This window comes from Aureimonas sp. AU20 (genome assembly GCF_001442755.1).
In the GTDB taxonomy this organism is placed as follows: domain Bacteria; phylum Pseudomonadota; class Alphaproteobacteria; order Rhizobiales; family Rhizobiaceae; genus Aureimonas.
In genome coordinates, this window is sequence record NZ_CP006368.1 from 82,426 (window position 1) to 93,464 (window position 11,039).

General features: G+C 65.1%; 9 protein-coding genes. 5 read left to right on the top strand and 4 right to left on the bottom strand.

Annotated elements, in window-relative coordinates:
• Positions 1-29 precede the first annotated feature (29 nt).
• On the top strand, positions 30-749 hold the full coding sequence (gene phnF / locus M673_RS17400; RefSeq protein ID WP_061978281.1) for a phosphonate metabolism transcriptional regulator PhnF: 720 nt from the start codon (positions 30-32) through the stop codon (positions 747-749).
• Positions 750-840: 91 nt separating this feature from the next.
• On the opposite strand, the gene M673_RS17405 is transcribed toward phnF, so the two are convergent.
• Positions 841-3,345, bottom strand: a complete 2,505-nt coding sequence (locus M673_RS17405; RefSeq protein WP_148640167.1) for a glycosyltransferase family 61 protein — start codon at positions 3,343-3,345, stop codon at positions 841-843.
• Between the two features lie 417 nt (positions 3,346-3,762).
• On the opposite strand from M673_RS17405, the gene M673_RS17410 reads away from it, so the two are divergent.
• The gene (locus M673_RS17410; protein WP_061977983.1) at positions 3,763-4,371 is read left to right on the top strand and encodes an IMPACT family protein; all 609 of its coding nucleotides are present in this window, start codon (positions 3,763-3,765) and stop codon (positions 4,369-4,371) included.
• Positions 4,372-4,558: 187 nt separating this feature from the next.
• Here the strand turns inward: M673_RS17410 and M673_RS17415 are convergent, their stop codons facing one another.
• Positions 4,559-5,590 carry a helix-turn-helix domain-containing protein gene (locus M673_RS17415; RefSeq protein ID WP_061977984.1) on the bottom strand — a complete coding sequence of 344 codons (1,032 nt, stop codon included), beginning with the start codon at positions 5,588-5,590 and terminating at the stop codon, positions 4,559-4,561.
• A 382-nt stretch (positions 5,591-5,972) separates the two neighbouring features.
• Between M673_RS17415 and M673_RS17420 the strand changes: the two genes are divergently transcribed.
• Entirely contained in the window at positions 5,973-6,521 is a 549-nt protein-coding gene (locus tag M673_RS17420) for a hypothetical protein (RefSeq protein ID WP_148640168.1), read from the top strand.
• Positions 6,522-6,797: 276 nt separating this feature from the next.
• Positions 6,798-7,637, top strand: coding sequence for a helix-turn-helix domain-containing protein (locus M673_RS17425; protein ID WP_061977986.1), 840 nt, complete (start codon positions 6,798-6,800; stop codon positions 7,635-7,637).
• 14 nt (positions 7,638-7,651) lie between these two features.
• Here the strand turns inward: M673_RS17425 and M673_RS17430 are convergent, their stop codons facing one another.
• Both M673_RS17430 and M673_RS17435 read right to left on the bottom strand, forming a co-directional pair.
• Positions 7,652-8,620, bottom strand: a complete 969-nt coding sequence (locus tag M673_RS17430; protein WP_061977987.1) for a helix-turn-helix transcriptional regulator — start codon at positions 8,618-8,620, stop codon at positions 7,652-7,654.
• Positions 8,621-8,777: 157 nt separating this feature from the next.
• Positions 8,778-9,458 carry a hypothetical protein gene (locus tag M673_RS17435; RefSeq protein WP_061977988.1) on the bottom strand — a complete coding sequence of 227 codons (681 nt, stop codon included), beginning with the start codon at positions 9,456-9,458 and terminating at the stop codon, positions 8,778-8,780.
• 699 nt (positions 9,459-10,157) lie between these two features.
• Between M673_RS17435 and M673_RS17440 the strand changes: the two genes are divergently transcribed.
• The gene (locus M673_RS17440; RefSeq protein WP_148640169.1) at positions 10,158-10,787 is read left to right on the top strand and encodes a hypothetical protein; all 630 of its coding nucleotides are present in this window, start codon (positions 10,158-10,160) and stop codon (positions 10,785-10,787) included.
• Positions 10,788-11,039 lie beyond the last annotated feature (252 nt).

The window sequence follows — 11,039 nt, forward strand, 5'->3', positions numbered from 1 at the left end:
TGGGCGCGAATCTTTTGGCGGGAGCGGGCGTGAACGAGACGGACGAGGGCGTGACGCGCTGGCGGCGGGTGGCCGACAAGATCCGCTCCGCGATCATGGACGGCGCCTTCGCGGACAAGCTGCCGCCGGAAACGGAGCTGGCCGACAGTTTCGGCGTGAACCGGCACACGGTTCGGCGCGCGATCCAGTCGCTCGCCAGCGAAGGGCTGCTGCGGGCCGAGCGCGGCCGGGGCACGTTCGTCAACGCGCCGGCGCGCCGGCTCGCCTATCCCATCGGCCCGCGCACGCGCTTCTCCGAAAACGTCACGGCGCAGGGGCGCACGCCGGGCGGGCGCCTGATCCGGGCGGACGCCACGCGCGCCGACGCCGCGCTCGCCGCGCTTCTCGGCTGCGCGCCGGGCGCGCCGCTGCATCGGCTGGAAACGCTCAGCGTCGCCAATGGCGTTCCGCTGTCGATCGCGACCTCGCATTTCAGCGTGGAGCGCTTTCCCGGCATCGTGCGAGCCTATGCCGAGACCGGCTCGGTGACGGAGGCGCTGAAGCTGGAAGGCGTCTCGGACTATCGTCGGCGCGAAACGCGCATCACGGCCGAGCGCGTCCACCCGCTCGACGCCGACCATCTGGCGACCTCGCCCGACTCGATCGTGCTGGTCAGCATGGCGGTGGATGTCGATCTCGACAACCGCCCGGTGCAGGTGATCCGGGCGCGCTTCCCCGCCGATCGCATGGAGCTGGTGCTGCGGCCTTGACCTCGCGCGCGGCGCGCAGAAGCCCGAACGACGAAAGGGCAGCCCGCGCCGCCCCTTTTGCTTTCAATCGAATGTCCGGCCCCGCGTGGCCTCAGGCCAGCATCTCGCGCAGCGCCGCCACGGTGCCGGGCACGTCAAGGCGCCAGCGGCGCTGGCTCGGGCGCGGGTCGGTCCGGTCCTCCTCGCCGATCACGACGCCGTAGGCGAGACCGAGCGAGCTGAAGAGATTGGTGTGCGCGTCGAGAAAGACGCCCGTGCTTTCGATCGTCACGACCTGCGTCTCGGGCTGGCAGAACACGGTGTTGAACATGGCCGCGCCGCCGAGGCCCACCACCACCCGCGCCTTGGCGAAGAGCGCCACCTGCTCGGCGAAGGAAAGATGCTCCGGCTCCACCACGGTGAAGCCGAGCGGCACCAGCGCGTCGATCAGCTCCTCCTCGTTCAGGAGGCCGCGATAGGCGCCGCCCTTGCGGGTTCGGCTGAGGCGGGACAGGAAGACGCGCTCCGGTGCGGGCGCCGCGCTGCCATGGGCCAGCCGCTCCGCCAGATCGCGAAAGATGTCGCGCTCGTGCGGGGCGAGGATCAGGTCCCGCCCGACCATGCGCAGGAGGCTGACGCTCTCGCACCAATAGGTCGCGCCGCGCCGCTGCTCGACGATGTCCTCGTCGGCGAGGCCGAAGGTCTGGAGAAGGCTGCGCTGCCAGGGATGCTGGCGCTCGCACAGGAAACGGTCGTACCGGTCCCGATGGCTCGCGAAGTGATGCATGCCGGGCAGGCCGAGAAGCAGCCACATGCCCCAATTGTCCGGCTCGTCCGGCGTGCCGAGAAAGATCGACCCTTCGAGATGCTCGGCCCGCTCCAGCGCCTCGCGCGCCAGAACCGCCCCGCCTTCGTGCAGCTGCAGGCCGGTCGCGGCGTTCTCGTAGGTGCCGTGCGCGCGGGCCATGCGCAGAAGATCGTCCTCGCCATGCACGGTGTATCGGTCGAAGAAGCGGCCCGAGCGGACGATCCCGTTGAAGCCGACGATCCCGGCATTCTCGAAACGGTCCACCGCGCGGCCCTGCGTCAGCCGCTCCACTTTGTAGATGCGCGAGACGTCGGGCTCCTCGCCCGAAAGGTTCAGGAGAAAGCGCGGCAGGGTCTTGGCCCAGGTCTCGCGCGGCGCCATGATCTCGCGAGAGAACAGGCTCTCGTCCCCCGGCCGGGGCGCGACCACCGGCACGAAGGCGGCCTCCGCCGCTTCGGGCGGCTCGGCGTCGGGTTCGGCGGGTTCCAGTTGAACCGCGCGCAGGGCGACCACGGAGCGCTCGCCCGTCTGCAACTCGTTGAGCGTGGTGGCGCGAAGGCGCACTCGCAGCCCGTCCCGCGCCCGGGCGGGGAAGGCGAGCGACAGAGTGGCGGCGCGCGACCCGTCCGACATCTCGCACGCGGTGCGGGCGATCTCTGCTTCGCCCTGGAAGGCCGTCAGTTCGAGGCGCAGGGGCGCCACCGTCGCGATGGGGATTTCCGCCTCGGCCCGAAGCCGCGTCGCCCCAAGCAGGCGAACGTTTCGCCATTCCAGCGCGGTCTCCGGCTTCGAGGGCTCGGAGGCATGAAGCAGGAACTGGCTGTCCACCTGGCGGGACCAGTCGTGGCCATGGAGAAGCACGGCCTCGCCCCAGCCGAAATCATGCTCGCCGCCCGTGCTGCCGACCTCCGTCTTGGAGGGAAAAGGCAGCGCGCGAGGCCCGGGCCCCAGATGCGCTGCGACGGCGCCTTGCACTGCTTCCCATTCGGCGAAGGGCGCGGCTTCCAGCGCTTGGCGCAAAAGGGCCGAAAGCGCCTCGCCCTTCGATCCCGAGCGGGGGAGGGAGGCGGCGAGGACCCGCTCCGACAGGGTTTCGAGGCGGGCGAAATACGCCGCTTGGTCCGTCTCGCCCAGCACGAGCAGCCAGAAGGGCGCGCCCCCGCCAAGCCGCGTCAGTTCCGCCTGGATCATGGCGAGAAGCGCCGGTTCGACCGGCTCGGCGCCCGCAAGCACCAGGATCAAGCCGCCGCCGGCGAGGCGCGCGCGAAAACGGCGGCCGAGGTCCCGCATCCGATCCGCCTCGCGCCGATACAAGCCGCGCTCGCGCATGGCGTCGCGATCGAAACGCCAGTCGTCCCCGGCCGGCATTTCGGTGAGGTCCGAGCGCCATTCTGCGCCATGATGGCGCTCGCGCACCCAGCCCGGCGAAGCGGGCGAAAGGTCGGCTCGCCGGAAGAGGCGCGTCAGGTCGTCGTGAAGCAGGGTGAGAAGCTGATGGGGGCGAAGGCGGGCGCGGCCGAACAGGCTGTCCCCCTCGACGCCGAGCTGTCGCAGGGGCGCAAGGAACTTGTCCTGCCCCAGGAGAATTTCGAAACGCGCCGCGTCCGAGGTGCTGAAAGGGGCCAGCGGGGGCTCGCTCGGTGCTGGTGGCGTGACCGACGCCTTGGGTCCTATCAGCGAGTGGCCGAGGTCGACCCCGGCGGGGTCGGGTGGAGTCAGGAACGGCGGTATGGTCGACAAGACCCGGCGGGCCAATGCCAGCGACGTTTCAGACGGGCTTTCGGGCGTCGGGGCGAGGGCGTCGGACATGGCGGCGGGCAATCCAGCAAGGCAGGCTGCAGCCTAAAGATGGATCGTTGAGGAAGCGATAAAGCGGCGGGCTCTCCCGCAAGGCCGTGGCTCGTAGGCGCTATGATTCAGGGACGTAAAGCAGATCTGCGCGGTCTCCCTGCGTCGATCCCAAGCGTGACGCCTTTCCAAATGAAGGGCGTGGAAATGCTCTGTCGCAAAGTTTCCCCGGCCTTTCCGAAGCTGGAGTGGTCATCCCGCCATGCGTCCATCCGACAGACCATCCAACCGAGCGCGGGATGAAACAAGAAAGCTGAAGCTGGCGGAAGCGGGGACGACATCGCGGGTTCTTGACAGCCCTTCGCCAGCCGGCGTCACATGCCGGCTTCGTGCCTCGATCCGCTATCCCAGATGGAGCGGCATTTGGTACACAGCGACATGAGCATCCTCCACACGCCCGTGTCAGAGTCGCGAGCCCGGCAAGACATCAAGAAGAGCCGGTTTCTCGCCATTGCCGACACAATCTCGAGCGTCGAGGCGGCGCAGGCGTTCGTGGGGCTGCATGCCGATCCCACAGCCCATCACAATTGTTGGGCTTGGCGGTTCGGACAGAGCTACCGGTTCACGGACGATGGCGAGCCGAGCGGAACGGCTGGGAAGCCCATCCTGCAGGCGATCGATGGGCAAGGGCTGGATCGCGTCGTCGTGATGGTAACGCGGTGGTTCGGAGGCGTTCGTCTTGGCACCGGTGGTCTCATCCGCGCCTATGGCGGCACGGCCGCGCTCTGCCTCCATAATGCCGAGAAGGTGCCGCTTCTTGAAACGATACCGGCCACTTTGACGTGCCAGTTCGGCGATCTCGCGCTTCTGCAAGCTCGGATCGGCGCCCAGGCTGGCGTGGAAATTCAAAGCACGCGCTTCAACGACACGGGCGCCCAATGGTCGCTCGCCATCCCCCGCGACAAGGTCGATACGATGTCGCGCCTGGTGAACGATCTGACGCATGGGCGGGCCGACCTGCGCTTCGATGAGCTCTGCCGCGAATAGTCAGCCGGACCGCGAAGCTTCCTGTTTTTTACTTCTGAGGGGATGGAAGGCTGAACGAGCCGTTCCCAGGCCGAAGCCTCACATCGGGTCCGCCTATTCGGCATACGGAGCGAAGTGGCTCTATCTATTGCGCTCGCCTCTCAAGCCATCGCGCTCTCGTCTCGTTCCCTGTCCTGACAGGATACGACTATCCCCCCTCGCTTTCCGATTGGTCGGGTCTGCTCAAGACGTTCTTCCAGAAGTCGAAGAGCATTCGACCACTCAGCGGGAAGCGGGTCGTCCCTGTCGATCTCGCAACGCGCGGAGAACAGCCGAAACGACGATTGAAGGCTTTCGAGAAATGCGCCGTGCTGTCGAAGCCGAGGAGGTTTGCGATCTCGCCGATCGACCGATGATCTTCCGGGTGGAAGAGAATGGCGCGGGCCGCCTCCAGCCGCAGTTCCATGATGAACCTGGAAACGCCTCCAAGAGGCTGGAAGGCGCGATAGAGCGTCGAGCGGGCGATCTCGAGATCGACGGAGATCGATTCCGGCGTGAGATGGGAAGCCGATAGGTTCTGCCGGATATGCCGCTCCACTCTGGTTCGAATGGCGGAGGGCGCAAAGGCTCGGTTCGTGTCCTGGCACAGCAGGAGTTCGTCGAGCGCGGCGGCGATCAGGCAAAGCGAGGCGCGAGTGATCCGTTCGGCTTCCTCCACCGGCAGCATCGGCAGGTGACGGGCAAGGGAGATCATGTGGTCCATCAGAAACTGTGCGCTGACCGACCGGAAGACGTGACCATGCAAGTCCGGGATCGATGGAACCAGCTTGGCCAATGCCTGCCTTGGAACGTTGATCATCACCCACCGGCTATCGGTCGAAAGGCCAACCGATGGTCGGGCCGTGTCCAGACCGATCAACTCGCCGTCGCCGAAGTCGAACAGCTTGCCGTCGGCGTTCCCCGCCCAGCGCCCTTCGGCAAAAACGACGAAGACGAGATTCGTCTCGTCACCCTTGGTTGCGTTCGGCGGACGGTCCACCCAGGCGGAGGTGGTCTTCCCAGCCATGACGACGAGCGGATCGAGCAGCCAGGCGGCTGCGTCCATCTCGAAGTCTTGCATATCGCGCCCGGCCGGAAGGCGAATATCATATTGCGGGAGAACAGCTCGCCACCGATGGAAGGCCCCCTCCGGGCCGAGGTCGGCGCTGCTGATCCGAACGGACGGCAAGTGCTGGCTCATGGACGCGTGACCTCGCGGATCGACGCCGTCCTTCCCGAACCTGTTGTCGTCAGCCTGCCCGATGGCACCGCTGGGTCAGGGACCGTTCGCGCGTCCGTGTCATGCCGGGTTCGAAACCGGATATCGATGGAAACCGGATAAGCCATATTCCCCCCTATAACTTACCGACTCTTCTCTACTCGACCGGTCGAATTGATAAGAGCCGGTATTCTACATTGAGACGAACAGCCAAAACCCCGAACTTGCAGCTGGTCCGTCCATGCCGCTAGCTCGCCGTCGCAGGTATCGCAACGGGAAAGTCCAGGCCGTGCTCGACCCCAACAAAGTCCGTCTCATCCTCAAAGAGAATCCGCATTTCAAGGCGGCGACGGCGACGTTCTTATTGAGCAAGGCGAACAAGGACAGCTATCCCCCCAATCCCTGGATGACGCTCAACGGGCATGAAGGCGACAGCCCGCTGACGCAGCGAAACCTGAGCCGTCGCAAATGGAAGTCGAGGACCAGTGCGGCCTTCGACGGGGCGGGGACCGTCGGTGCTCATTTCGGGTCCGTCGTCAACACGACGAAGATCGCGAGGCATGGCGTTGCGCTCGGCTCCACCATCGCCCATGCGGTTCGGCTGGAGGCGATGGCGAAGAGGGTCCAGGACGGTGGCTCGCTTCGGGCCATGCTCGAAGCCCTCATCGTCATGAAGGGTCTGAAGGGTGTTCATCGCACCGGAAATCTCGCGCTGACCGCCATTCCCGATGTCGGAATGGTGGGAACGGCGGCCGGTCTCGTGCTGACGGTCGCTCGAAAGTTGCAGTTGAAGGCAACCGCGATCACCGACCTCGATCTGGCGCTTCGGCTGCACTGGCAGGCCTATCGCGAGTTGAAGCTCCTGGGCAGGCGGGCGGGCCGGGACCGGCCCTTTCGCTCGTCCACGAATTGACCACGAAAGGATTGCGGGGGCGCTTCGACTTCGGCGACCTTCACTCCTTCGAGCAGAACAAGCGGATCATGCTTGAGCCCGCCGGCTATGCCGTGATCCTTCTCAAGCTGACCCAGGACTGAAGCCTCGAGCCCTCCTCGTCTCGTGGCGCGCCACGCTTCGGGGCCGACCGCCCCGCTGGGCGTGGTCGCGGGACGCGAGGCCGCTCGCCAGATTGCGTCACGGACCCTGAGCATGCCGATCCCACCATCAGACCCCGACTACGAAACATGGTGCTTGGGCGAGCTGACAATCTCCGCTGAGACAGGCTCCCATGGTCAGGCCCTGAAGGCGCCGGCCACGCGCAAGCGTCGCGAGAGCAGCCTCGTCCTTCTGCTTCCGCGAGAGGGCGAAATGAGGGGCGAGGTCGAGGGGCGTCCTGTCGTGGTCGGCGCTGGCGACCTCATCGGGTTCGACGCCGCCCGCCCCTTCTGGTCTTCGACCGCCAATTGTCGATGGATCACGATCGAGGCTCCCGTCCGGAGGCTGGTCGATTTCGCGCCCGTCATGTCGGATCTTCATGGTCATGTCTTCCGGTCGCCCGGCGCGAAGATCCTTGCCCGGCACATGCCAGCCCTGGTCGAAGGCTTGCCGGAAGCGACCCCGGACGAGGCGGCTTTCGTCATGCAGGCAACTTTGCTGCTCGTGCGCGCGGCCCTGTGCGAAAGATCGACCCATCGCGGCCCTGAGAAAAAGGGCACGGCCTGCATGATCCTCAGCCGCGTCGAGCGGTATATCCTCGACAATCTGTCGTCCAACAGGCTCGCCCCGGACAGCATCGCGAGGAGTCTCGAGATTTCGCGAGCCACGCTCTACAGGGCTTTTCGAGAGCATGGCGGGATCGTCGCGTTCATCACCGAGCGCAGGCTCGACGCGGCCGAGACGATCCTTCTTCATCCGGAAGAGCACCGGTCCATCGGCGAGATCGCCGAGAACCTGGGCTTCGACAGCGCCGCGCGTTTTTCGAAGGTCTTCCACCGCCGGTTTGGTTGCGCCCCTCGCGATGCCAGGCGGTTCAGGTCCGTGCGAGGCTCGTCGTCCCGCGGAAGCCCGTCCCAGCTCGGTAACCTCCCTTGAGGCGCCGATCCCGGCTAGGGCCTGTCCATTCGAAGCGGAGGCGCTTGGCCCTTGGACGCGTTCCGCCATTCACGCGGGCTGCAACCGTAGGTCTCCCGGAAGGCGCGGCTGAACGTGTCGTTTCTGGTGTATCCGACGCTGTGGGCGATTTCCGAGATCAGTCGTTTGTCCCGCGGGTCGTGCAACGCCGCAGCGGCCTTGCGCAGGCGCAGGCGGGTCAGGGCCGACGTGATGCCGCTCGGATCGTCGAAGGCCCGGTACAAGGTGGCGCGCGAGACGCGCGCCAGCGTCGCGATCCGATCGATGTCGAGTTCCGGTTCGCGGAAGCGCTGCTCGAGGATCCAGCGGATCTCCGTCTTGAGCCGCCTTTGCGCCGCGTCCTCCGAAAGGACGCAAGGCGCCGAGGTTCCAACGCACGACAGGAACGTGCCGATCAGCCGCTCCGCCACAAGGGGGCCGTCGGCCTCCTCGAGCGCCGGCAACTCGCCCAGGTCGGACAGAACCTGCCGCACGAGCGGTTGCGCGTCGTGCCCCGACAGGACCAAGCCGTGAAGCGTTTCGACGCGCGGAACCAGGCGCGCCATCGCTTTCCGCTCCAGAGTCAAGGTGATGCAACGCGCGTTGGTCGAGGACTGGACGAACGCCATGCTCATGTCACCGATCAGGATGCTGCTCGCGGCTCCGCGATAGGCCCCGACCGACGTCACGCCATGATAGCGGCCCTCCAGGGTGATCGCGATGCTCACCCTGTCGAACCCGTCGGAACTGGCCATGGAAGAGGTTCGCTCGTAGGTCTGCCCGGTCATGCGGGTGTCGTTGAGAACGAGCGGCCCTAGGTCGAAGGCACGGGAATGCGAATAGAAGCCGCCGGCAGGGGGCTGGGTCCGCATGAGCTTGGACATGCTCGGCCACGGACGTTCGCGCCACGCGTCGTAACGCTCCCTGGCCGCGATGCTGCTGGTGGTGAAATCGATGAAACGCATACGGACTGCTGGTGCGGACGCCTCGTTCTCTTGAAGCACGAGACGCCGGTCGATGAAACGATTCTTGGCGGCGGCCTCGCAGCGCGCACGCCCGCCCGAGCCCGCGCGGAATTGCCCTATGGTGACCAGCCCTCAACGCTGGCCCCAGCGGCTCCCCTCAATACCAGACCTTTCGGTTGGCATTGTCCATCGTTCGGGTGGCCCCGGCCTGTTCGCTCAGAGCCCTTCGATCGCTGCGCGGACGGGTCTCCACGGGCGCTGGGGCGTTCAGGCTGTTGGTCTGCCCCAGGAGACCATCCCCCACCCAGCCTTTCCCGGTCCCGCTCTGCCTGACGTTGACATCCGGGATGACGATCGAACGGCCTTCGCCGACGAAGCCGACCGACCCCGTATAGCCGGTGACCGTCAGGCGATTGAAGCCCTTGGCTTTCAACGCCGAGCAGAGTTGGCCCGCGAAAGGCGCGTCCGAGGCTTTCCGGTTCAAGTTGTGGGTGGCCTTGCCGTCGTTCCAGGCGGTGGAGGCGCCGACATAGCCGCCCCAACAGACCAGCAGGCGGAGATCCTTGAAGCTTTTCGACAGCTTGTGCTTCACGAGTTCGCTCGCCAGTTCGGCTGCGGTCTTCCGGGCCGTTTTCTGTCCGAACAGCCCTTTCACGGTCCCGGCGATGACGGAGCCGCTCTTGTAGCTTCCATGGGCGAGAATGTAGAGAATGTCGTCCTGCGCGATCGTGCCGAGATCGGGTTTCTGGTGCGACAGGAAAACGGTGCCGACGCCTCCGAAGTGCTCGGCGCCATGTTTCAATTCCTTGTCTTCGAACGGGACATAGATATGGAACAAGCACGCACCTTCATTGCTCGTCGCTGACGGAACCGCCGAGGGCTCGACCTTGGAGCCCGCCGGACACGCATACCCTATCCTCATCGGACCCCTTCGACGCCTCGAAAGACTTTGCAGCGTGTCTCAAGCGCGCATCCCTCGATCCGATTGAGCGTCTTTGTGGTGGGATCGAGGAGACGGCTGACCAACGCGGGGCGCATTTGCCTCTGCGTCTCACAATCGGTTGTTTCATCCTCAAGAACATCCGAAAGCCTTGCGGCCTCTTGTCTTGGCACCCGGCCTTCCTGTTCATCCGTCTCAACGGAAGCAGGGATTCTCACATGGACGCCGTCGTTGAGGAACTCGGTACGGCCGATGGCGGATCGCTTAAAAGGTGGCGCCCCGGCCAGCCGCCAGGGCGTATGGGGTTTGCCGGGCTGACTCCGATGCGACCGGCCTTCGGCTTCACAGATGCCGACCGCTGATGTGCTCCGGCGAGTTCGTTGGCTTGTTCGGCGGCCGTTAGGGGCGCACGGAAGAAGCCTTCCTGATGGTTTCTTACGCGATCCGGCCCGACCGCTGGCCGAGGTCGGTCATTCCCTGTCCGGATCATGGCTGACATGCGTGCTTGGAGCGTCGAACGGCTGGTTGATCGGTAAGGATGCAAGTCAACGCAAAGGCAAAGCCTTACTCCACACTCGTATCTGAAAGGATCGGCCAATGCCTGCTCACATTTCTTTCAACGATAAAGTTAAAGCCCTCGGCTATTCCGTTGCCTTCACGGCGATCGGCGTAAAAGGTGGCATTCGTTGGCGGGTCGCGAAGTTGACAGGGAAAAAGGACGGATTCAAACCATCCAATATCGAGAATATGTTTCATAATCGCGGACCCCTTTCACCTGGATCGATCATGGGACACATGAGCGATCAAGAGCAGCGCGCCCGTGAAACGGATGTTTGTACCTACAAGGACTATCGGGACCATCTCGCCAAGTTTGCGCCCACCAGGACCACCGGACCCGTCGCGGGCGGGCATCGGCAGAAGGCCATCCCGGTCGCCAGCGACGAATGGGATTTGTACCTCGCCCCCGACACGGCGTTCGATCTGACGATGCAGGCCATTTTCAAGGAGAACGATGGCCGGGTCTTGGGTACCAAAACGCAAGATGTCGACATTTCCGAGCGCAAGGGCTTCTTCCGAAAAAAGGAGGTCGTGCAGGTCACGGCCCCCTATTCCGCTAGCGAGGCGGTCGTCACCTTCATCAGCAGCGCAAAAGGTGTGATCGACATCAAGCGCATCGAACTGAATGCGGCTGGGCAGGAAATTATTGCCTGGTCTCGGAGCAAGTAGGCTGTCAACGCGGCGATCCACCCTCGGCGTCAATGGGTGCTGTCAGGAGTGATCAACGAGACCTCCAGGCGACGGATGGCCTAGGAATTCCGGGGCAGGGGCGAGGAACGAGGCTCAAGCGATGCGAGGGAGGGAAGGGCCAGGCACTGGCGGCGGCAGCCACGGCGAAAAAAGCGATGCACCCGACACGAGGAGGTGTCGTCAGGTGCTCTTAAGCACGCTGGGTAGGGAAACATCCACCGGGCAGGGGGT

What these genes read in the sequence shown, in the direction of transcription:
- M673_RS17405 (WP_148640167.1), bottom strand. Translation starts at nt 3,345, where the DNA reads ATGTCCGACGCCCTCGCCCCGACGCCCGAAAGCCCGTCTGAAACGTCG.
- M673_RS17410 (WP_061977983.1), top strand. Translation starts at nt 3,763, where the DNA reads ATGAGCATCCTCCACACGCCCGTGTCAGAGTCGCGAGCCCGGCAAGAC.
- M673_RS17415 (WP_061977984.1), bottom strand. Translation starts at nt 5,590, where the DNA reads ATGAGCCAGCACTTGCCGTCCGTTCGGATCAGCAGCGCCGACCTCGGC.
- M673_RS17430 (WP_061977987.1), bottom strand. Translation starts at nt 8,620, where the DNA reads ATGCGTTTCATCGATTTCACCACCAGCAGCATCGCGGCCAGGGAGCGT.
- M673_RS17440 (WP_148640169.1), top strand. Translation starts at nt 10,158, where the DNA reads ATGCCTGCTCACATTTCTTTCAACGATAAAGTTAAAGCCCTCGGCTAT.